This is a genomic window from Mediterraneibacter massiliensis (assembly GCF_001487105.1).
GTDB lineage: Bacteria > Bacillota > Clostridia > Lachnospirales > Lachnospiraceae > Mediterraneibacter > Mediterraneibacter massiliensis.
The window spans coordinates 513,268-536,069 of sequence record NZ_LN913000.1 but is presented as its reverse complement, the minus strand read 5'-3'; the positions used below and the strand labels follow the sequence as shown (position 1 = coordinate 536,069).

General features: G+C 46.5%; 25 protein-coding genes. 5 read left to right on the top strand and 20 right to left on the bottom strand.

What is annotated here, in order from left to right:
• Window positions 1–79: 79 nt before the first annotated feature.
• The 19 genes from BN3282_RS03345 to BN3282_RS03255 all read right to left on the bottom strand — a co-directional run bounded on the left by BN3282_RS03345 (window position 80) and on the right by BN3282_RS03255 (window position 15,767).
• Window positions 80–1,225, bottom strand: a complete 1,146-nt coding sequence (locus BN3282_RS03345; RefSeq protein WP_059066697.1) for a 1-propanol dehydrogenase PduQ — start codon at window positions 1,223–1,225, stop codon at window positions 80–82.
• Window positions 1,226–1,238: 13 nt separating this feature from the next.
• A complete protein-coding gene (locus BN3282_RS03340; protein WP_059066696.1) occupies window positions 1,239–2,009 on the bottom strand; it encodes a DeoR/GlpR family DNA-binding transcription regulator in 771 nt (256 codons plus the stop codon).
• A 20-nt stretch (window positions 2,010–2,029) separates the two neighbouring features.
• A complete protein-coding gene (locus BN3282_RS03335; RefSeq protein WP_059066695.1) occupies window positions 2,030–2,578 on the bottom strand; it encodes a BMC domain-containing protein in 549 nt (182 codons plus the stop codon).
• Window positions 2,575–3,918 carry a 4Fe-4S dicluster domain-containing protein gene (locus tag BN3282_RS03330; RefSeq protein WP_059066694.1) on the bottom strand — a complete coding sequence of 448 codons (1,344 nt, stop codon included), beginning with the start codon at window positions 3,916–3,918 and terminating at the stop codon, window positions 2,575–2,577. The genes BN3282_RS03335 and BN3282_RS03330 overlap by 4 nt, the downstream gene beginning before the upstream one ends.
• A gap of 7 nt (window positions 3,919–3,925) precedes the next feature.
• Entirely contained in the window at window positions 3,926–4,192 is a 267-nt protein-coding gene (locus tag BN3282_RS03325) for a EutN/CcmL family microcompartment protein (RefSeq protein WP_059066693.1), read from the bottom strand.
• Window positions 4,193–4,232: 40 nt separating this feature from the next.
• On the bottom strand, window positions 4,233–4,880 hold the full coding sequence (locus BN3282_RS03320; protein WP_059066692.1) for a phosphate propanoyltransferase: 648 nt from the start codon (window positions 4,878–4,880) through the stop codon (window positions 4,233–4,235).
• Window positions 4,881–4,971: 91 nt separating this feature from the next.
• Window positions 4,972–5,250: a BMC domain-containing protein gene (locus tag BN3282_RS03315; RefSeq protein ID WP_044954962.1), complete on the bottom strand. Its 279-nt coding sequence runs from the start codon at window positions 5,248–5,250 to the stop codon at window positions 4,972–4,974.
• Window positions 5,251–5,385: 135 nt separating this feature from the next.
• A complete protein-coding gene (locus tag BN3282_RS03310; protein ID WP_059066691.1) occupies window positions 5,386–5,670 on the bottom strand; it encodes a BMC domain-containing protein in 285 nt (94 codons plus the stop codon).
• A gap of 54 nt (window positions 5,671–5,724) precedes the next feature.
• Window positions 5,725–6,000, bottom strand: coding sequence for a BMC domain-containing protein (locus BN3282_RS03305; protein WP_009003872.1), 276 nt, complete (start codon window positions 5,998–6,000; stop codon window positions 5,725–5,727).
• A gap of 19 nt (window positions 6,001–6,019) precedes the next feature.
• Window positions 6,020–6,373 (bottom strand): BMC domain-containing protein, encoded by a 354-nt coding sequence (locus BN3282_RS03300; RefSeq protein WP_059066690.1) that lies wholly within the window; start codon window positions 6,371–6,373, stop codon window positions 6,020–6,022.
• A 29-nt stretch (window positions 6,374–6,402) separates the two neighbouring features.
• Entirely contained in the window at window positions 6,403–7,614 is a 1,212-nt protein-coding gene (locus tag BN3282_RS03295) for a zinc-dependent alcohol dehydrogenase (protein ID WP_059066689.1), read from the bottom strand.
• A 14-nt stretch (window positions 7,615–7,628) separates the two neighbouring features.
• Window positions 7,629–9,017, bottom strand: coding sequence for an aldehyde dehydrogenase family protein (locus tag BN3282_RS03290; RefSeq protein ID WP_059066688.1), 1,389 nt, complete (start codon window positions 9,015–9,017; stop codon window positions 7,629–7,631).
• Entirely contained in the window at window positions 9,008–9,529 is a 522-nt protein-coding gene (locus BN3282_RS03285) for a GlcG/HbpS family heme-binding protein (protein WP_059066687.1), read from the bottom strand. Before BN3282_RS03285 ends, BN3282_RS03290 begins: the two co-directional genes overlap by 10 nt.
• Window positions 9,530–9,567: 38 nt before the next feature.
• Window positions 9,568–10,386, bottom strand: coding sequence for a class II aldolase/adducin family protein (locus BN3282_RS03280; protein WP_059066686.1), 819 nt, complete (start codon window positions 10,384–10,386; stop codon window positions 9,568–9,570).
• Between the two features lie 148 nt (window positions 10,387–10,534).
• Entirely contained in the window at window positions 10,535–10,996 is a 462-nt protein-coding gene (locus BN3282_RS03275) for a EutP/PduV family microcompartment system protein (protein ID WP_059066685.1), read from the bottom strand.
• A gap of 4 nt (window positions 10,997–11,000) precedes the next feature.
• Window positions 11,001–11,363, bottom strand: coding sequence for a BMC domain-containing protein (locus BN3282_RS03270; RefSeq protein WP_059066684.1), 363 nt, complete (start codon window positions 11,361–11,363; stop codon window positions 11,001–11,003).
• A 3-nt stretch (window positions 11,364–11,366) separates the two neighbouring features.
• Window positions 11,367–12,161 carry a glycyl-radical enzyme activating protein gene (locus tag BN3282_RS03265; protein ID WP_059066683.1) on the bottom strand — a complete coding sequence of 265 codons (795 nt, stop codon included), beginning with the start codon at window positions 12,159–12,161 and terminating at the stop codon, window positions 11,367–11,369.
• Between the two features lie 62 nt (window positions 12,162–12,223).
• Window positions 12,224–14,755, bottom strand: coding sequence for a glycyl radical protein (locus tag BN3282_RS03260; protein WP_059066877.1), 2,532 nt, complete (start codon window positions 14,753–14,755; stop codon window positions 12,224–12,226).
• Window positions 14,756–14,924: 169 nt separating this feature from the next.
• Complete coding sequence (locus BN3282_RS03255) at window positions 14,925–15,767, bottom strand: MerR family transcriptional regulator (RefSeq protein WP_059066682.1); 843 nt, start codon at window positions 15,765–15,767, stop codon at window positions 14,925–14,927.
• 83 nt (window positions 15,768–15,850) lie between these two features.
• Here BN3282_RS03255 and BN3282_RS03250 point away from each other — a divergent pair, with 83 nt between their 5' ends.
• From BN3282_RS03250 to BN3282_RS03230, 5 genes are all read left to right on the top strand, one after another.
• A complete protein-coding gene (locus BN3282_RS03250) occupies window positions 15,851–16,384 on the top strand; it encodes a GNAT family N-acetyltransferase (RefSeq protein ID WP_059066681.1) in 534 nt (177 codons plus the stop codon).
• A gap of 21 nt (window positions 16,385–16,405) precedes the next feature.
• Window positions 16,406–18,130: an ABC transporter ATP-binding protein gene (locus BN3282_RS03245; RefSeq protein ID WP_059066680.1), complete on the top strand. Its 1,725-nt coding sequence runs from the start codon at window positions 16,406–16,408 to the stop codon at window positions 18,128–18,130.
• 1 nt (window position 18,131) lies between these two features.
• Window positions 18,132–19,874 (top strand): ABC transporter ATP-binding protein, encoded by a 1,743-nt coding sequence (locus tag BN3282_RS03240; protein WP_059066679.1) that lies wholly within the window; start codon window positions 18,132–18,134, stop codon window positions 19,872–19,874.
• 93 nt (window positions 19,875–19,967) lie between these two features.
• Window positions 19,968–20,687 (top strand): phosphatase, encoded by a 720-nt coding sequence (locus BN3282_RS03235; RefSeq protein WP_059066876.1) that lies wholly within the window; start codon window positions 19,968–19,970, stop codon window positions 20,685–20,687.
• Between the two features lie 50 nt (window positions 20,688–20,737).
• A complete protein-coding gene (locus BN3282_RS03230) occupies window positions 20,738–21,235 on the top strand; it encodes a DUF6512 family protein (protein WP_059066678.1) in 498 nt (165 codons plus the stop codon).
• 145 nt (window positions 21,236–21,380) lie between these two features.
• Here the strand turns inward: BN3282_RS03230 and BN3282_RS03225 are convergent, their stop codons facing one another.
• Window positions 21,381–22,799 (bottom strand): arabinose isomerase, encoded by a 1,419-nt coding sequence (locus tag BN3282_RS03225; RefSeq protein WP_059066677.1) that lies wholly within the window; start codon window positions 22,797–22,799, stop codon window positions 21,381–21,383.
• Between the last annotated feature and the right edge of the window lie 3 nt (window positions 22,800–22,802).

The following is a 22,802-nucleotide window of genomic DNA, read 5'->3' as shown; positions in this document are numbered from 1 at the left end:
TTCTTTGTTGCAAAACGGCATATATACAAAAACGGACCTGCGTATCCCTTTTCACAGGTATACCGCAAGTCCGTTTTTTTTACCATAACTTTTTATATATTTCTATAACATCTTTCTTTCTTGGCACTCTTGGATTCGTCTCTGTGCAGCCATCTGCCATAGCCGCGTCTGCCATCCTGTCGATCGCGCCAAAATATTCTTCCTCTGTCACCGTTCCCATCTGTGAGATGGAAAGAGGAATATCCATTTCTTTGAGCATGAACTGCACCCAGTTTACCAATGAGCGCACTGTCATGATCTCATTATAACTGCTCAATCCCAGTATCTGCGCGATCGTGGCATATCGTTTCACTGCCGGCAGATACTCAGTCCTGCTCTTACTGTGCTTATTAATATCACTGTTGAATTCAATGATATGAGGAAGCAGCATCGCATTCGCACGCCCATGTGGAATGTGGAACGTAGCCCCCAACTGATGCGCCATACCGTGATTCAATCCCAAAGACGCAGAATTAAAGGCAAGCCCTGCCAAGCAGGAAGCTGCATGCATTTTCTGGCGTGCATGTGTGTCATTTCCGTCTAGATACGCACGCAGCAAAAATACGCCGCAAATTTCTATCGCCTTCTCCGCTAATGCCGTAGAGAAATCATTCCGATTAATGCTCACACATGCCTCCAGTGCATGCGTAAACACATCCATACCTGTATCTGCCGTAATAGACGGAGGTACACTCTTCACCAGTTCGGCGTCCAAAATCGCTTCATCCGGCGTAAGGGAACGTGATACAAGCGGATACTTCCTCTGTGCCGCCGGTTCGGAAACAACCGCAAAGGATGTCACCTCGGAACCCGTGCCGCTCGTCGTAGGAATCGCGATCAACCCTACTTCTGCGTAAGGATCTACGCGCAGCGCGAATTCACGGATAGATTTGGAAGAATCAATAGCAGATCCTCCACCCACTGCCACGATCGCATCCGGTTTGTACTCCAGCATTTTCTTTACACCTTCACTGATCTTTTCGATCGGTGGATCTGGAACTACATCTTTAAATATTTCAAATTCTTTATTTCCACGTTTCAGAGGTTCTGTTACCAGGTCGATCATACTGCCTTTCGCCACAAAAGGATCTGTAACGATCAGTACCTTTTTATAAGGCACCTCTGCAAGTCTATCTAATGCCTGATCCCCAAAAAATATTTTTGTTTTAATATCAAAGCTCTTCATAAGCGCCCTTCCTCTATTTGGGATAGATACATTCTATACCCAATTCTTCAAATTTTTGAAGCCAGCTCATCTCCGGTTTTTCATCCGTAACGACAGCTGCAACTTCCTCCAGAGAGCCAATCGCTGTAAATGCTGTTCTATCAAATTTGCTGCTGTCCACTGCAAGGATTCTTTTCTTTGCAGATTCCAGCATCGTCTTCTTGTTATTTGCATGCAGTTCATCAGAATCCGTGATCCCGGAATGAAGATCGATCCCTTTACAGGAAATGATCGTCTTGTCCACATGATAGGCACGGAGCATTTTATCTGTCTGAGGTCCTACTAACGCAAATGTACCTTCTCGTGAGACACCGCCGGTAGAAAGAACTCTCCATTCCGGCGCGTCAAACAATTCGATGATGATCTCAATAGAGTTTGTGATGATCGTCAGATTTTTACGTTCTTTTTCCTTTAACGTTTTTGCGATATACACTGCCGTAGAACTTGCGTCCAGCATCAGACTGTCCCCATCCTGAACCAGTTCTTCTACTAACTCAGCTATCCTTTGCTTTCCGATCACGTTACGGTTCTTCCTGACATTGAAAGGCAGATCAATATTCACATTTTCATTGATGACCGCTCCTCCGTAACTTTTAATGGCATATCCGTCATGGACCAGTTTTTCCAGGTCTCTGCGGATCGTCTCTTCCGACACATCATAAATATGACTCAGTTCACTTACGACCACACGTCTCTCAGCCTGCAGCTTATCCAATATTTCATTCCGTCTCTCTATTGCAAGCATTGCACTGCCTCCCGGTAATTTTATAAAATAGCGTTTCGGATCTGTGCATCCGGATGTGCGATAACAGAAGAATCCAGGAACATACCTCTGTCCGCAATAGATTCTTTTGCCCTCTCGATCGCCGCTTCTACTGCCGCAACTTCTCCTGTCAGCATAAGATATGATTTTCCGCACATACCTCTTGCTATCCTAAGTTCGATCAAATCTACGATCGCTGTCTTTGCAGCCTCATCTGCTGCTACGATAATAGAAGAAGCATCATACGTTTCTAAAATTCCCAAAGCTGAAACATCTTCAATATTTGCAGCTCCATAAATAGCCGGGAAAATGGACTCATGTGGATTCCCCAATACAAAACTGTCGATCAGATGCAGGCCATGCAGAGTCTTTGCATTGTCAACAGCTGCTTTTACTGCGCTTAAGTCACCTGAAATGATTGCGATATATTTTCCCGGACATACTGTCTGTGCTTCAATGATATTGACTTCAGAGGTCTTTACCATGGCGTCTGTTGCCGTAATACCTGCTGAAACAGTCTTATATTCTACCATTCCAATTGCCTTACTCATTTACCTGCACGTCCTTCCTGCGTTTCTATGATTATATATTTCTCATTTACTTCACTCACTGTACCATTTACAGAGGCATGTATACCTACACTCAATCCCTTTCCTGGCTCAGCGATCATCTGTCCTTTTGTTACCTCGTCTCCCGCCTTTACGACTGCAGAAGCCGGAGCGCCAATGTGCTGGCTCAACAAGATACGTACCTTCTTGACAGCCACTTCTGACTCATCTAACGGTGCTTCTTTATTGTATTTTGTCAGATCCAGCCGTGACATCAATCGTTCCATCGGAACTTTACGGAATTCTCTCTCCGGTCCCACAGGCTTTGCCTCTACCTTAGGCGGACGGATCCCGTTTGCCCGAAGCCCTGCCTTGTACTCCGCCATCAGGCTTCTCGGCGAAAGTCCCTGGAAGCAGGAATACAGTTCACAGACACCACAGGATGAGCAGAACATCGTATTGATGAAAATATTCGGCTCCTGTACATCCTTGCATGTAGCCGCCAGCATAAATTTATGCGGTTCGATCGGATGCCCTAACAAATGCCTTGGACATAAATCCGTACACATTGAACATTGACAGCAGCAAGCCGCCGCCCGTTTCATATCAATGGAATTCTTTTTTAATTTTTTCTGAATGATATAATGATCTTCCGGTAAAACCAAGATGGCGTTCGTCGTCTTTGTCACCGGCTGCGCCCCAGTCCCGATATTTCCCATCATCGGTCCGCCGACAAAATACACCGGATTGGGCGTTGTCACACGTCCGGCAAGAGCCACTACTTCATCAAGCGGTGTGCCGATCGGTACTCTCACCGTCACGGGATGCTCTACTTCAGCAACAACAGATACCAGTTTATCCTCCACCGGCTTTTTCTCATGCAGTGCTCTGTAGACATTATACACTGTCTCTACGTTAAATACGGCAACGCCGCTTTCTATAGGAAGTCCGCCCGGTCTTACAACCTTGCCTGTGACTTCATAGATCAAAACCACTTCATCGCCTGCCGGATACACTTCGTCTAAAAGCCCCAGCTTCACTTCCGGATATTCTCCGATCACAGCATTTAAAGCATCAATCGTCTTTTTGTATGCCTTCTTGATCCCGATGATCACTTCTTTCGCACCGACTGCCTCTCCGATCAAATGGAAAGTGTCTACGATCTCCTGTGCATATTTCTCCAGAAGCTGTCTATGTAATCTTAGTAGTGGTTCACATTCTGCACAGTTTAAGATGATCGTCTCTGCACGTTCGTCTAACTTTGCATATGTTGGAAAGCCCGCACCACCTGCACCAACAATACCATTTTGTTGCAATATGTTGCTTAATTCTTTCATATCCATAATTTCACTACTCCAGTCCTGTTCCATCGTCAATAATTCCAACGATTGCCGCATCGACAGGCGCGTCCGGCATACCGCTTCCGATTCTCGCCGCACTGCCCTGTGCCACCAGCACAAACTCACCTATCCCTGCGCCAATCTTGTCAATCGCAATGAGTTGCTTTGCACCGGACTGCATATGCTCTAAAACATCTACAATCATAAATTTATTGCCGACTAAATTTTCACATTTCCGTGTTGAAACAACACTTCCTACTACTTTTCCTATCAGCATGTCTTCCTCCCTATTGCGATTGGTCTGTCACTCTTTTTCTCTATTTCATGATCTTTACTGTATCTCCAGTCGCAATCTTCGCTGCATTCGCTTCATCTGTATCGATATGCATTTCCAACGTAAAACTGTCATCCACACGGATCTGTACATGATTGAACACAGTTCCTCTTTCATTATCTGCTTTTACAGAAACAATATCTCCATCATGTACGCCGGCTGCCATTGCATCCTTCGGAGACATATGAATGTGTCTCTTTGCGATAATGCAGCCTTCATTCAAATAAATCGCGCCCTTGGGCCCGACTACCGCGATCGCCGCGCTGCCTGCAACATTGCCGGACTCCCTGATCGGCGCTTTTACGCCAAGGCGTATGGCATCTGTCGCAGAAATCTCCACCTGTGATCTTTTTCTTACAGGTCCTAAAATTCTTACATTCTCTATAGCACGAAGCTTTAAACCAACGATGGTCACTGTCTCATTAGAGGCAAACTGTCCGCCCATCAGTTCTTTTTTCTTTGTCAGCTGATATCCTTTTCCGAACAACGCTTCCACATGTTCCTGGGTCAGATGTATGTGTCTTGCGGAAACACCAATCGGCACCAGAAAACCGCCTTCATCCGCCGTTTTCTGCTTTTCCACTGCTTCTAATACCAGTTTTGTGATCAACGCTACGTTATTGTTATCCATATCAATTCTCCTCATTTAGTATTCACAAGCCTTACGTCCGTTTCAGACGGCCGTAAGGCTGTAAATATCGTGTCAAACAAATGTTTTTTATTTATTTGATTGCCGGAAGAATTTTTTCTACATCTGTATGTGGTCTTGGGATTACGTGTGTTGCCACTAATTCTCCCAGTCTTCCTGCTGCTTCTGCGCCAGATTCTACTGCAGATTTTACTGCGCCGACATCTCCGCGCACCATAACTGTTACCAGTCCGGAACCGATCTTCTCTGTCCCTACCAATACTACGTTTGCAGCTTTTAACATTGTATCTGCTGCTTCAATAGATGCTACAAGACCTCTTGTTTCTACCATTCCTAATGCTTCCTGTGACATTCTTCTTTCCTCCTTTTGAATTGTTGGTTGTACTTGCTCTGCCTGGCTTGCCGCCTGCTTTACTCTCTGCACTGTCTTTGACGGCGCCTTGGCTCTTGTTGTTCTCTTTTTTTCCTCTGCCATCTGCACTGCCTCCTAACTTACCCTGTTCACACTATTTTCGATGATCTTCAGTATCTCTTCATGCGGACTTGGGATCACCACATAACAGGCAGGTTCTTTAATTCCATTTGCTGCGGCAGTTTCAATGGCCTGCGTGACTGCGGATACATTTCCTCGAATAATGATCGTGACAAGTCTTCCGCCTAATTTTTTTTCCCATGTGACCAATTCGACTTCCGCCGTCTTGCACATGATATCGATCGCAACTACTGCTGCGGTTACACTCGGGATCTCAAAAAATCCATACGCCTTTCCCATGAGACTGCTCCTTTACATTCATTCGCAGATAAGTCTTTCCTTACAAGGAAATACTTACACTGTAGGAAGGATTTTTTCTACGTCGTTGTGTGGTCTTGGGATTACGTGTGTTGCCACTAATTCTCCCAATCTTCCTGCTGCGTCAGCTCCTGTCTCAACAGCAGCCTTTACTGCGCCGACATCTCCACGTACCATAACTGTTACCAGTCCGGAACCGATCTTCTCTGTTCCTACCAATGTGACTTCCGCTGCTTTTGTCATTGCGTCTGCAGCTTCGATTGCTGCTGTAAGTCCTCTTGTTTCTACCATTCCTAATGCTAACTGTGCCATTGCCATTTTTTAATTCCTCCTAGATTTCTTCAATTTCTTTTTCATTGATCAAATGTGGTTTTCCTTTATCCAGCCCACTGAGTTTCAGCATTTTCTCTGTATCCTCTGTGGGTCTTGCGATCTCATATTCCGTTACGACTCCCGCTAATTCTTCTGCCCGGTTCTTTGCCGCTTCCAGCGCCGCCTGGACATCAGATACGCTGCCTCTAAACTTGATCATGACGATCAGCGGTACAGGTAATGCGTCCGCATTCGCCGGTTTATTCTTATCAAAGGTCTCCAGTCGGACATTTCCTGCTTTGCACCCGGCATCTGCCGCCGCAAAGGCAGTGGAAAGTCCGAACACCTCTAACATACCTACTGCTTCTCCCATCACTTTTCTCCTTTTAGGGATTGGCCTGACTATTTATTGATAATCGCGATCTTTAAGCCCTTCATCGCCAGATTTGTCTGGTGAGCTTCGTTGATCTGCTCCAGTGGGAACTCATGTGTGATCAGTTCATCCATCGGAAGTCCGATTCCCTTTGCTCTCTTTAAGAAATCAAATGTAGTTGCATAATCCCGCAGTGTATATACCCAGGAACCAACCAGTGTGATCTCTTTGGAACACAGATCGAAATGCGGATTGATCGTAGCGTCTCCACCATTGATAAAGAAGCCAAGCTCACATAAGCCGCCGCCATTTCTGATGAATTTATAGATGTTCGCATGAGCCACAGGTGAACCTGTACACTGGAATGCAAAATCTGCCGCATGTCCGCCGAAAGCATCTTTTACTCCCTGTGCCAGCGCTTCGATGCCCTGAAAATCCTTGAAGTTTACGCTCTTTTCCGCGCCCATTCTCTTTGCGAATTCCAGACGTTTCTGCTCTCCGTCTACTGCAACAATATTCTCAATACCCATTGTACGCAAAACTGCGATACAAATCAAGCCGATCGGTCCACATCCCTGTACGACTACTCTGCTGTTGAACCGTAAGATCCCTGTCGTCTTCGCTCTCTCTACCGCATGTACAAGTACTGCGCATGGTTCAATCAGTACGCGGGACTTCAGATCCAGATCACTGACATTAAATACTGTAGAGCCTTCACGGATCAGAATGTAATCAGCAAACCATCCGTTTAAATGGATATCATCATCCGGCAGAAGTCCGTATACGTCGGCTCCTCCTACATTCTGTTTGTTTAAGTCATACATCGTGATCTCCGGATCGTCTTTGAAGATCATACAGGTCACGACTTTATCGCCTACCTTCAGTGCTTTTCCGGCGCTGTCCACTTTTACATTTTTACCCATTTTTACGATTTCTCCGGTACCCTCATGTCCGAGCACTACCGGGATCAAGCTGAATGGATCTCTCTTAAACTCGTGCGCGTCTGTCCCGCAGACACCGCATCCTTCTACTTTTACAAGAATATCTCCGTCGCCCACCTCCGGCATAGGGAATTCTTTAATATCATAATGCTCCAGAGAAGTCAGCATTGCCACATGTGCTGTCTTTGGAATAGCCTGGCTTCCTGCATTTGCTGTCTGCGCAGAAGGAATCGGCTTTTCCAGCATGCTTTCCAACACTTGTTTTACAACTGCTTCTACATTTGCAGAATTCATTTCCATGTTTTCATCCTCCTCTATCGAATACATAAGCTGTCCGACATTACGCAGCGTCTTCTCTTTGTGAAGGTGCTGGCACTTGTCAGACCTTCGCCTGTCCGGCTGGCAATGGTAAAGGTACAGAACCCTTCGCCGCCAAAGCCCAGTGCCGCATAGGACGGTCCATTCTTTACAAGAATCGCCGTATCAATCGCTTTCGCATATTTCGTGATATGGTCTACATTCTTGGAATGGATGTGTGCAGAATGTCTGTTTCCATGCTCCAGCCACACTGCCTGCTCTACTGCATCGTTAAAATCTTTTGCCCTTACTACGCCAAGAATTGGCATCATAAGTTCAGTTGCGATCAGCGGATGTTCCTTTGGTCCTTCAAAGGTAATACAACGGATGTTGTCCGGTACTGTCACGCCGATCATACCAAGCAGTGTCTTTGCGTCACGTCCTACACATTTTCTGTTTAAACGTCCGTCTTTTAAAACAACTGCTGTCAGAGCATCCTGTTCTTCTTTGGAAGCAAGATAACATCCCTGCTCCTGTATCATATAATGCAGCAGTTCATCTGCAACACTTTCTACCGCCACGATCTCTTTCTCTGCAATACAAGGAAGGTTGTTATCGAATGTACAGCCGTTCACGATATCTTCCGCTGCTTTGCGGATATCTGCTGTCTCATCCACCAGTGCCGGCGGATTGCCTGCGCCTGCGCCGATCCCTCTTCTCCCGGAAGAAAGCACTGCTGTCACGACGCCCGGTCCTCCGGTCGCTGCGATCAACTGGATCGCTTTATGCTTCATCATAATGTTGCTTGTCTCTAATGTAGGATGTTCTACCGTACATGCAATGTTATCCGGTCCACCCGCTTCTACGGAAGCCTCGTTTAACAGATTCACTGCATATATGGAAGTTTTGATTGCTGCCGGATGCGGATTAAATACGACTGTATTGCCACCGGCAAACATGCCGATCGTATTGCAAAGCACTGTCTCACTTGGATTTGTGCACGGAGTAATAGCTCCGATCACTCCAAAAGGTCCCATCTCGATCAGCGTAAGCCCTCTGTCTCCTGACCAGGCTGTTGTTGTAATATCTTCTGTTCCCGGTGTCTTTTCTGCCACCAGCTGATGCTTCAAAATTTTATGTCCAACATTTCCCATGCCTGTCTCTTCCACGCCCATACGCGCTAAGATCTCTGCGTTTTCATTGATTTTTTTACGAATGTTGGAGATTACTTTTTCCCTGTGATCCAGGGTCATTCTTGCAACGACTTTCTGCGCCTTCTGCGCTGCCGCGATTGCCTCATTCATATCAGCAAACACACCTCTGTTTCCTGATACATCAGATGCGATCTGCATTTTCGCAAGCACTTCCTGCACGATGTCCTGCACCATCTGTTCATTTACAGACACGCTAATACCTCCTTAAACACGTCCTTTCCATAAGCTGCGATCTTAGTATCCTGTTCCGCCGTGCCGCCGCTTACCCCCAGGGCGCCGATTATCTTGCCATCTGCTTCTAACGGTTCCCCTCCGCCAAAGATCACGATCTTTCCTGCGTTTGTAAACTGGATTCCATATAAAGACTGTCCCGGCTGACTCAAGTGACTCAGTTGCTCCGTGGACATCTTAAGGCTCGCTGAAGTAAATGTCTTATTCAATGCAATGTCAAAGCTTGCTATGTAGGCGTCGTCCATACACTGGACAGCAACAGGTCTTCCCGCCTTGTCTGAAACTGCGATCACTGCCTGCACGCCTATTTCCTGCGCAAACGCCTTCACTTTCTCGATAAGAGCATTGGCAAGTTCTAAGGTCATCTTGTATTTTTTACATGTACAGACATGTTCTGTTTCCGGCTTTGGATCTGTTTGTTTCATCTGTTCCAGGACAGCTTCCACTGCTCTGGAAATATCCTGTTCATTCATAGCAGTCCTCATTTCTTATATCTGATCCTATGCTTGTCTTAGTTCATACCCAGCTGATCCATAACCTTCTTTGTGATAGAAGCCACAAGATCCGCATCTGCATTTCCGATCGTGGAGGAAGCTGCTGCTGATGGGCATGCAGCGCCGCATGTATGGCAGCTTGGTTTTCCCGCCTGTGCATTTGGACACAGATTTGCAGGGTGTTTTCCCGGAAGTCCAAACTGTCTTCTGATCTCATATAATTTTTCTACCTGATCTTTGGAAAGTTCCTGTGGTCCGCCGATCTGCATGCTCTGCCATAACAGACGTGCGTAGAATTCTACAGATTCCATCTTGTGATATGCATTCAATAAAGAATCTGAATATGTCAGCGCTCCGTGGTTTTCCAGAAGTACTGCATCAAAATACTGCAGATGTTCTTCTACTGCGTCCGGAATCTCTTCTGTAGACGGTGTACCGTATTTCGCGATCGGAACACATCCTAAAGCGATAACTGCTTCCGGCATGATCGGCTGTGTCAGCGGAATCCCTGCGATAGCAAATGTTGTTGCGTATAAAGGATGAGCATGTACAACAGATTTTACATCTGGTCTTTGTTTGTACACACGCATATGCATCTTGATCTCTGAAGAAGGTTTAAATCCTTTATTCGCCTGGATCACATTTCCGTTTGCGTCAACCTTACAGATATATTCTGGTGTCATGAAGCCTTTGCTGACTCCTGTCGGTGTACACAAAAATTCATTGTCGTTGAGTTTTACAGAAAAGTTACCATCATTTGCGGCAACCATCCCACGATTGTACACACGTCTGCCGATCTCACACATTTCTTTCTTAATCTCGTATTCGTTTTGCATTTCTTCTCCTCCTTGGATTTCTGAACAAAACAGCATAAAATATTTGTTTTGTGTTGTTTCTAGTTGAATATTACCACACAATCCCACATTAGTCAACTCATTTTCATGTTGGTTTTATTGGAAAACAGCAAATTTTCTTATCTTTCTTTCAGTCTGTCTCTGTTTCCCAGGGAAGTACGTCTCCTTCTTCTTTCAGATACTCTAAAATCTCCGGGATTCCTTCATAATTTTTTGAGTCCACATAGAAGATCTTCTTACATCCCGCAAGCCTTAACCAACGCTCTGCCCGAGCTACATCCGCATTTTTATCGTGGATCTTCGTCACGATGCCGACCACCTCCCGATTACACATCGACGTGCTGCAGGGCGGGTATAAAGAATAGGGCTCCGTCGCCGACAAAAGCAGCCCCACAACATCCGCTTCATATGCATACAACGCCAGCGCATACCCTAGATGTTTCGTCTGCGCATATTCTCCCGGCGTATCAATGATGACATCAAAATGGTTCACATACTGTGTCTTGTGATAGTGTATCTTTTCTCCTTTGAGCGCCTGCGTCAATGTGGTCTTTCCACATTCGCTGCGTCCCATCAGTACAATCTTCTTCATACGATCAGGTCCTCGTTATCTCGCATACCGAAAATCCCATCTTTTCCTTTACATAGGACAGGACTGCCCGGAGTGCCGCTTCTGTCTCGGAGATCGTCCCCGTCACGATCAAAGTCCCGCTGAACCGGTCTACAAACCCCAACTCGATGCCGGCCGCTTTGATAGCGATATCCGCCGCAATGATCGCCGTCTCTGCCGGACTGATCGTAAGCACCCCGATCGCCGATTTACTATATTCTGTACGAGGATCTAATCCTAATTTCTCATAGAGCGTGCTATCCGGACTTGCGATCAAATGTGCGATCGTAATTTCTTTTCCGGGTACTAATTCCTGCACGATCCTCTCTGGTATATATTCCTGCGCCATCTTTTAACCTCCTATCTGACACTCTAGCTGCGACTCTTTTTTTGCCGCCTGCAAAAGCAGCTCCATCTTCGCATTTTCCGGCGGCTCTACATCTCCCATCAGATATGTCCTCCCAAGCCCGGCATATTTATCCTGCCCAAGCCTATGGTAAGGAAGAAGATGTATTCTTCTGACATGTCCGATTTCTTTCGCGAAACGGGCAATGTCACGTATCTCTTGTTCCGTGTCGTTAAAGCCCGGGATCACCGGTATGCGGATACTCAGTTCCGTCTGTCCTGAAGCGGCGATCTTCCCTGCGTTTTCCAGCATCCGCTGATTTCCTTTTCCGGTAAATTCTTTGTGCTTGTCAGGATCCATATGCTTGATATCCAGCAGATACTGATCAAGATACGGCAGGATCTCTTCTATCACCTGGTATTCCGCGTATCCCATACTTTCCATCGCCGTACTGATCCCGCTCTCCTGCGCTGCTCTGAGCAGGTCTCTTGCAAAGGCCGGCTGGCAAAGGCTCTCTCCCCCCGACAATGTGAGTCCGCCGCCGGTCCTGCGATAATAAGGTCTGTCCTTTAAGACCGTCTCCATCACTTCTCCCACCGTGACATCCTCACCTATAACCTTAGGTTTTCCCTGGACAAACATGGTCTGTATCTGATATTCCTGGGACTCCGGATTACAGCACCACCGACATCTGAGCACGCAGCCCTTCAAAAACACAATGGTGCGTATCCCCGTGCCGTCATGGATGGAATATCTTTGAATATCAAATATCCTTCCTTTTGTCTGTAAATATTCTTCCATGTCGTTTCCTTTCTCATCTCTGTTTGCTGCCTTTCCTGTAAACAGACGCTCCGCTTTTCCTATCAGAACCCCTGCTCCGTCCGGCGTATGATGTCATCCTGCAGAGATCTGGACAAGGTTGTGAACAAAGCGCTGTAGCCTGCCACCCGCACGACAAGATGTTTATACTGTTCCGGATGTTCCTGGGCGTCTAAAAGTGTTTCACGGCTGACCACGTTAAACTGCATATGGCTTCCCTTCTGATCAAAATAAGAACGGATCAGACCTACGAAGTTCTCCAGCCCCTGCCTGCCGCTCAAAGCGGAAGGATGGAATTTCTGATTAAACAAAGTTCCATTAGAAGCAATGTAATGGTCCAGTCGGGACACCGAATTTGCCGCCGCCGTCGGTCCGTGCGTATCCTTTCCGGCCGATGGAGATACACCGTCCGCAACAGGTGTATGTGCCAACCTTCCGTCCGGCGTCGCGCCTGTCTGCGCTCCCAAGGGAACGTTCGCAGACACCGGATAGAGCCCTGCCTGGAACATACCGCCTCTCGGATTCTTATATTTCTCAAGAGGCTTTGTGTACGTATATGCCACATCTCGCGCAAAGGTGTCTACTTCCGGCAGATCGTTTCCAAATTTCGGCACAGCTTCAATCAGCTTTAGGATACGCTCTCCATTGTCCTTTGCCGCCTCAGATTCCGAAGCAGCGATTACACTTTTTAAGATCGCCGCCACTGTATGTTCGTTGACTGTCTCTCCTGTTTCCCGCATCTCTTGTGCGATTTCTTTGGTGATGTCCGATACATCTTCCTCGTTTAAGCCTTTTCCGTAGTTCGTAAGCAGAGCTTCTTTTAATTCCTTCATAGTGATCTTCTTTTCATCATACACCAATGTCTTCACCGCATACAATGCGTCTGCCATATTTGCCACTCCAAAACCCTGAGGACCTGTGAAATTGTATACAGCGCCACCTTCCTGTACAGATTTTCCGCGCTTCATACAATCGTCTACCATAGAAGACAAAAACGGAAGCGGGCAGCGCTGTGCATGAGCTACGTCGATGGCATTGTCGGCATTGACAAGCAGTTTGATCGCATAGTCCATCTGAACCTTGTAGGCATGGTAAAATTCTTCAAAGGTTTTCATGTCCTCTACCTCGCCGGTCTTTGGCCCGATCTGTACGCCTTTATCCTTTCCGTTATGGAATACCAACTCCAGCGGGCGGCACATATTGAAAAATGCTGCATCATGCCAGCCTTCTGTCTTTCCCGCTTTCTGTGGTTCCACGCAGCCGATGATATTGTAGTCCCTCGCATCCGCCAGCGTCAGTCCCCGGCTTATAAGCGCCGGAATGATCACTTCATCATTGTAGTAAGCCGGCAGTCCGATCCCAGTCCTTGTCAATTCCGCCGCTCTGATCAGAAATTCGTGCGGAGAGCCGTTCCATACCCGCACAGACAGGGATGGCTGCGGAAGCGCCACATGCATAGATGCCGTGATGCACATAAAAGACAGATCATTCGTCACATCCACGCCGTCTTCGTTTACTCCCCCGGCTATCAGGTTCTGAAACAGGCTGTATCCGGCAAATCCTTCCGCAGACACGGCATCACGACATTTATTCAAATCATTTAATTTAACCCATACACAGTCCATCAGTTCCTGGGCGAATTCTTTCGTGATCTTGCCTCTCTCTATATCTTTCTTATAATAAGGATACATATACTGGTCAAACCGTCCCGGCGAGATTGAATGTCCGCTGGATTCGATCTGCAAGAGCTGCTGTACAAACCAGAACGACTGACATGCCTCATAGAAGCCGTCGGCACCTCTCTCTGGTACGTTCGCACAGTTCTGCGCGATCTGAAGCAGTTCTTTTTGACGTACAGGATCTTTGCAGTTTTGTGCTTCCTCAAGCGCAAGACGGGCATACCGTCTGGCATATGTGATCGCGGCGTCACAGCTGATCATGACCGCCTCTAAGAACCGTGATTTTCTCTGGTAGTCTCCATCAGAGAGACTTATAGAGGCCAGTTGTGCCTCCGCCTTCTCTTTGATCCCTGTAAAGCCAATTTCCAATACCTCCTGGTATTTGACAGTGACATGTCCCACGCCATTATAAAAATAATTGCCCGGCGTAAATATATTATGCTCCATGGCAAGCAATGTCTCCGGTTCCATATAAGCCGTTGCCAGTTCACTGGTGGTACGTCCTTTCCAGTAAGCGTCTGCTTCTCTTAACTTCTGCTTTGTCTCTTCCGCTATATAAAAAGGATCTGCACTTCTTGTCTCCACCGTATCAAATTCTGCTTCCAGCCACTCATAGGAAAATTCCGGATACGTCTGACATCCGCGGGGAGCGATCGTTGTACTTCCCACGATCAGTTCCCGGTCACGGATCACGATCGGAATATGCTCCAAGATATGCGCGAATGCCTTTGCTCTGCGAATGATCACCGGTTCATTCTCTGTTTCCTTATAAGACTGTGTAAGGAGGACCGCCCGCGCCGCTTCGATCTCCGGCATTTTCGCATACAGATCTTCCACCAGTTTCGCAATTCTGTCCGACTTAGGAAGCGGTGTACTGTCATATGTATATAATCCCATCTCCGTCTGTTGCTCCTTTCTGTTTGTTTCTCGGAATCGGAAACGCAATAGTCTCCGCCTAGTTTGCTCTTATTATATAAAAAGCAGACAGCAAAGTCAATAAAATCAACAGGGTTATTCATTTTTATTGTTGTTTTTATTGTTATTAACCCTGGCAAATGCGTTGTTTTTATTGGTTTTCCAAATTTCTTCTTGTTTTTCCTTCCCTGCAATGTATCGTGATCATCGTAATATACTCCTCGCTCTTTTGAAGAGACAGTTCATTCAAGCCCTCTTCGTAGGCATATCCATTCAGTTCTAAGTTCTGTTTTTCCGCATAAGTAAGGATATCTTCGTACACTCCCCGCAGTTTATCCCAGCCGCCGATACAAAACGCCCGGATATACGTTCCGGCAGGCAGACATTCGTCAAATTCCAAAATATCCTCTTGTCCATAAGCGTAAAAACGGTCATACTGGGTAAAATTTTTCTGCCTGAGTTCTGACACAGCGATCCTGCTGCCAAAATTATCATACAGCCCAAATACTTTCTTAAGACGCGTGGAAAACTCTGCTGCAACCGCAAAATCCTGATCGTCGTAGTTTCCTGTGATCGGGGTTGAGACAAAAATCCGCCTTGCAGGCAATACAATCTGTTCTATTTTTCCATGTTCCGCGAGCAGTCCCAGTTCTAATTTATCCGCTTTTTTCTGCAAAAAATCTTTTGCCGCCAGCAGCTGGCGGATAGAAGCATCGATCATCCGTTTCTTTTCAGAAACAATCTGTGCAAAAGAGGCATCCGACGGACTTTGTGTATAGGCTTTGATATCTTCGATCGACAGTCCGATCCTGCGCAGGATCAAGATCAGTTCCAACTGGACGATCTGAAAACTGGTGTAATAGTGATACCCATTTTCTCCTATCACTGCCGGCGAAAACAATCCGATATCATGATAATAGTGCAAAGTCCGCTTATTGATGCCATTTATCCTGGCAAACTCTCCCGATGAATATAGATATTTTTTATGTTTCATAAAAACCTCCTTGACTGTACAGTTACTGTACATTATATGATATGTCATGTAAAAGAAAAAAACAAGGATCGTGAGGTATTTATATGAAATTTACTACAGTAGAAAAACAGCATTGGAAAACCATTAAAACACTATATCTGGAAGCCTTTCCCAAGCAAGAACGGAAACCCTTCTTTGTTCTGCGGCACTGCATTAAAAGTGGAAAAGGGCAGCTGTTCATCGCCTTAGAAAAAGAGCTGCTCCTCGGCTTTATCCTTGCCATTCCTTATGAAAATATGGTCATGGTAGATTACCTGGCAGTCTCTGCAAATAGCAGAAATAAGGGAACCGGCAGTTTTTTGTTAAACCAGCTGTGCCGGCAGTTTCCGGATAAAAAAATCCTGCTTCTGATCGAACGGTTGGATGAGACTGCCGCAAATGCACAGCAAAGGATCGCCCGACGCAGATTTTACTTAAAAAATGGTTTTATTTCTTCCCAGCTTTTCACAACCGGGGCAGGCGGCGATATGGAGATCCTGTGCTATGGAGAGACTGTCTCCGGGGAAGACTATCTGCGTTTACAAAAATACGCCCTGGGAAATCTCTTTTTTCGATTATCAAAAATCAAACTTGTATAGTAAGGAGGTACAGAAAAAATCATGAAAACAATCTTTTCGAAAATCAAGCTTCATCCCCGTCAAATACTGGGACTGCTGTTATTCGTTTTATTATCTGCCGTTGGGCAAATGCTTCTGCCCTCCTTTTTGGCACAGATGATCAACAACGGCGTAGCGGCAAATTCTAAACAGATGATCTGGATCTTTGCCGCTATCATGGCAGCAGTCACTGTATTTTCCTGCATCGTCAGTTTTTTCTCTGTCAAGATCGCGTCTTATATTTCGACAGATTTTGCGGCAAAATTAAGAAACTTGGTATTTTCCACAGTACAAAACTTTTCCGCCGCAGAAATGGATACATTTGGTACGGCCAGTCTGGTCACGCGGAGTACTTCTGATATTACAAACGTACAAAACTTTCTGACTCTTTTGCTTCGCATCGGACTGTTGGCCCCTATGATGGCAGTTGCAGGTCTGATCTTTTCCGCTGCTACCGGCGGAAAAGTCAGTTCCGTCCTGTTGGTCGCTATCCCCGTTTTGCTGATCGTCCTGTCTGTCATCATGGTACTGGCATCCCGGTATTCTATCCGGCTGCGCAAAAAACTGGATCAGATCAACCGTCTGTTTCTGGAATCCTTGGAAGGTGTGCGAGTGATCCGCGCTTTTAACAAGCAGAAAACAGAAAGTGCACGATTCGAGACTGCTAATGCAGATCATGCCATGACCGCTATGACTGCCGGACGCATCACCAGCCTTCTGATGCCTGCGATCAGCGTGATCTTCGGCGTAACTACCGCAGCTGTCCTGGGTATGGGGGCTTACTATGTAGATACCAATGCCATGGAAGTTGGTTCTCTGGTAGCGAACAGCCAGTATATCAGCATGGTCCTTACCTCTGTGATGATGCTCTCCCTGGTGATCATGATGTTTCCTACCAGTTATGCATGTGCCAAGCGGATCGCGGAAGTATTAGAAACACCCGGCAGTATTGAGGATGGATCCTTCCCGCTTTCCAAGCGCCCCTTGCGCTCTACCGTAGAATTTCGCCATGTCACCTTTGCCTATCCGCATGCAGATGAACCTGTTTTAAAGGATATAAGCTTTGTGTCCCGTCCCGGAGAGATCACAGCGATCATTGGCGGTACCGGACGCGGAAAATCCAGTATCCTGAAACTTATCCCACGCCTGTATGACCCTATGTTCGGCGAAGTGCTGATCGACGGCATCAATGCAAAAGAGTATAAAGTCGACGATCTGCGTTCTTTAATCGGCTATGTACCCCAGAAAAATATCCTTTTCTCCGGAGACATTGCAGAGAATCTCAATTTTGGCAAAGAAGCAGGGACAGAGGCCGAGTGGACACGTGCCGCGCGAATTGCCTGCGCTGAAGAATTTATTGCCAAAAAGCAGGATGGCTATCACAGTCCGGTCTCCCAAGGCGGAACCAATCTTTCCGGAGGTCAGAGACAGCGAATGGCGATCGCCAGAGCTTTGATGAAGGAACCGGAAATTTATGTATTCGACGACAGCTTTTCTGCCCTGGATATGAAGACAGACCGGAAACTGCGCCAAAATCTAAAAGAAGCCATCGGGGATGCTACCGTTATTCTCGTAGCCCAAAGAATCAGCACAATCCTGGACGCAGATCGGATCCTTGTCGTAGATGACGGTCAGATCGTAGGGAGCGGAACACACAGCACACTTTTGGAGACTTGTCCTTTATATCGGGAGATCGCAGAGATCCAGCTGGGAAAGGAGGCGCTGTAATATGAAGAACATAACTGTATTTAAGAGGTTATCCGGTTATTTAAAACCTTTTCGCCTGCAGATTCTTTTTGTGCTGCTGGCATCCGTGATCAGCACAGCTTTCATGGTGCTGGCGCCTTTTCTGATCGGCAAAGTGACCACCACCTTATTCGCCAGCATTGCGGACGGTGTCTTTTACTGGGATACGATCCTCTGGCTGCTGACAGCTCTGGTCGTTTTATATTTTGTCTCACAATTGTTCGCTTTTCTGCAAGGATTTGGCATGGCAAAGATCACATCTGCGGTCATGCAGACACTTCGGCGGGAGATCAACGAAAAAATGCACCGCCTAAAACTCGATTACTATGATACCCATACCCATGGGGATATTCTCAGTGTGATCACCAATGACGTGGATACGCTGAACAATGCCATCAGCCAGAATCTGACTTCCGCTGTGGCACAGATCACCACCGCCGTCGGCGTACTCGTGATGATGCTGACGATCAGTCCTGCCCTTTCTCTCATTCCTATCGTTATGGTGCCGCTCTCTTTGTGCAGCGCCGCAGGGGTCATGAAAGCCAGCGAGAAATATTACGGACAGCAGCAGGAACTGATCGGCAGGCTCAATGGATATGTGGAAGAAATGTATAATGGTCAGTCTATCGTACAGACATGCAATTATCAAAACCGCGCAAGAAAAAACTTCCTGTCCCTGAATGAAGAATTGAAACAAACCTCCCGCAAGGCAGAGACGACTGCCGGCGCTATAAGCCCGATCACTACACTGGTCAATGACCTGGGCTATGTGCTGTGTGCCGCCATCGGCTGTCTTTGGGCTATCGCCGGAAAGATTGCCGTAGGAAATGTACAGGCCATGTTGGAATATACCTGGCGTTTCGCAGAACCTTTTTCTACTCTTGCCGGCATGATGGGCAGTTTTGGCGCAGCCGCAGCCGCAGGCAGCCGTATCTTCGGCCTGTTGGACGCAGAGGAAGAATGCTCCGACGCACAGCCGTGCAGTATACCAGAAGAACGCAGCGGCCGTGTAGAATTTAAACACGTAACATTTGGCTATACAAAGGAGCATCTCCTGATGAAAGGAGTCGATCTGACAGTAAAACCTGGACAGAAAGTCGCGATCGTAGGGCCTACCGGAGCAGGCAAAACCACACTGATCAATCTGCTTCTGCGCTTCTATGAGCTCAATAGTGGTTCCATTTCCATAGACGGCGTAGACAGCAGGGAGATGTCCCGGGCAGAACTTAGGAATCGATTCGGTATTGTCTTACAGGACACATGGCTGTTTGAAGGGACCATTGCAGAAAATATCGGATACGCAGAAGAGGGAATGGAAAAAGAAAAGATCATTGCTTCTGCCAAATCCGCCTGCGCCCACAATTTTATCAAGACACTGCCCGGCAGTTACGACATGCTCCTTAGCAAAGGCGCAGAAAATATTTCTCAAGGCGAACGGCAGCTTCTGACGATCGCGCGGGCGATCGCCTCGGATCCGGAGATCATGATCCTGGACGAGGCCACCAGCAACGTAGACACTCATACGGAAGTACAGATCCAGAAAGCTATGGCAGAACTTATGAAAGGCCGCACCAGTTTTGTGATCGCACACAGACTTTCTACGATCAAAGATGCGGACATGATCCTCTATATGGAAGAGGGAGATATAAAAGAAATCGGCAGCCATGAAGAACTCATGGAGAAAAACGGCAAATACGCCATGCTCTATAAAAGTCAGTTTGCATAAGTGGATTAGCATTGACAAATGTTCCAAAACTGCGCATACTAGTAAGAAAGGATTTTTATCTTATTCCGATTCTTTATGGAAAGGCTGATATTTATGGTTTCTTACGTATTTGATATACATACACATACGATCGCAAGCGGACACGGCTCCCACGCTACCATCACAGACATGGCAAAAGCTGCCCGTGCAAATGGATTGGAAATGCTTGGAATTTCCGACCACGGTCCCTCTACGCTGGGCGGGGGAAAGCCTTCTTATTTCCGCAGCCTGGCGAACGCCCCCAGAGAACGCCTGGGCATACGTATGCTTTACGGCGCGGAAGTCAGTATCCTGGACAACAAAGGCACGCTAGATCTGGACAGCGGACTGCTCTCCAGTCTCGACTACGTGATCGCCAGTATCCATCCGCCCAAAAAACCGGGTACTGCAGAGGAGAATACCAGAGCCTATATCGCTGCTATGGAACACCCTTTTGTCACAGTCATCGGACACTGTGATGACACGAAATATCCCGTAGATTATCTGGCTCTTGTAAAAGCCGCCATGGAACATCATGTCCTTCTGGAGATCAACAATAATTCTCTATCTCCGGAAGGATACCGGGGAGATACCCGTTTTAACGATCTCATGCTGTTGAATCTGTGCAGACATTTTCACTATCCTGTCATTTTCTCCAGCGACAGCCATGGCACAACGCATGTCGGTGATTTTACCTATGCCGCTGAACTCGCGGCACAGGCAAAGCTGCCAGAAGAGCTGATCTTAAATCGCTCTGTAAAAAATTTCTTTGATTTTTTACACAAAAAAAGCTGATCCTACATATTTTCATAGAATCCCGGACAGTCTAACTGCGAGGTGATTCTATGAAAAAACTGAAAAAATATGTGTGGATCGGCATTTTATTTTGTCTTATCCTGGGTTCTCTTAGTCATTTTTTCTATTCGTGGACCCTTTCTAATCCCATCGTGGGAATCTTCTGCCCTGTCAGCGAGTCTGCCTGGGAGCACATGAAACTCGTATTCTTCCCTGTACTTTTCTATTCCGGCATTCTTTGTCTGCTCTGCCAAAAAGAAATCCCGGCGCTTTTTTCTTCCTGTCTGGCAGGCGTATTGGCCGGAACGCTTTTTATCCCTGTATTTTTTTATACGTATACAGGCATTCTAGGCTATCATCTTTTAGGGCTGGATATTCTTACCTTTGTGCTGGCAGTTTTGCTTTCCTTTTTCCTCACATATCACCTGGCAGCATGTTTAAAAATGCAGCGTCTGTTGCCGATTCTCTTATTTTTAACGCTTCTTTTCTTCTCCGCTTTTTTCTTGTTTACCTTTCATCCGCCGAAACTAGGGATCTTCTCTGCATAAAAAGGAACAAGGATCCGGAGAAATCAGCCTATAACTTCTCCGGATCCTTATTCTTTGGGTTAGGTTCTTATTTTTCTAACTTTTTTGGAGGAAAAATTGAAAAATAATTTTTATATTCCAAAAGGCTTTCGCCTTATTGGCTGTTTTATCTTGTCACAATATCAACCGGAACATTGAAAATCTTTGCTACCTTCAGTATTGTATCGATATGTCTGCCTGTAGCCGCCGCGAAATGATGTGTTGGTCCACATTCACTCCAACGATTTACAAACTCTCTCGCTCCGCAGGTAAAGCGTGTCCGCATATTTGTATCTCCAAAGGACAAGATCTTTCCTTCTTCATTGATACCTTCCGCCACAATAAACTTAAAGTGTCCGTCTCCATCTTGGGTGATCGCAAGATAAGTAACCGGTCCTGTATATGGATAGAACTGTGTCAGATAACCGCCACCTGTCTTTCCATGGAATACCTTTACAATCTTCATAGTAGGTTTTTTATCGGAAATATCCGCATCTCCGGATCCACTGTGTCCGATGATGGCAATATCGTCGTTAAAATCAATGGAGTACATCTCTGCCAGCTGACCTGTCCCGGAGATCGTCTTTAAAATGCTCATCGCCATTGCGACTTTCATATCTCCTTCAACCGCACATGCCGTTCCCTGTTTGATCAGCATAGAAAAGGCCGGGATCAGCATACTGTCAAGAACACCTGCTTTTCCCTGTGCAAAACCATCATAATGGGAAGCGATCAGACCAATTTTTTCTTCTTTTACCCATTTTTCAAATGCTACGACATACTTTGCCATCTCCCATACTTCTTCAATACTTCCGCCGCCTTCGATATCGAAAGTATCCAAGATGTCCTGAGCCTTTGCGCGGATTGCGTCTTCGTCTGTAATATCATCCGCAATGGCCCACATCTTCTCCCAGTCAAACTGTTTTGTATATAGATCCATACGTCTGTACAAGTTGGATTCATCAATATACAGATCCATCATACCCGGATATGGTCTTCCGATCTGCGCGATATTCGTATCGCGGAATCTTCTTCTTACCTGCGCGGCACGACACCAGCTCTCAATTTCTGTCTGTACTGCCGGGTCTCCGCCTTCTACCACACCCGTGATCACGGCATGTCTCTTGCCATATCTCTCCAGGTCAGCCACCATCTCGCCGACGGCACCGCATGCATAGCCTTCTCCCAGCCAGGACGCGATATCTGTATGATCATAATCCAATGCTTTTAATTTCTGCACATTTACAAGTACCACCGGAACATCCAGATCTTTGACTGCCGGAAGCATATTGTAGGATGTAGCATATGTAAGAAGCTGCATAAATACAAGATCTACATCCGCTGCGCGGAATAAATTTCCTGCTTCCTGGGACTGCTCTTTTGTCGTCACCATCCCGCCGTCGATGATCTCTACTGTATCCGGCAGTGTTTTTTTAAACGCGTCATACTGCGCCTCAAATTCCGGCACCAATGACGGGAACTGCGGCAAATATGCTCCTAACGCAATGGAAAATACACCTACTTTTGCTTTTGTCTCAACTAACATTTT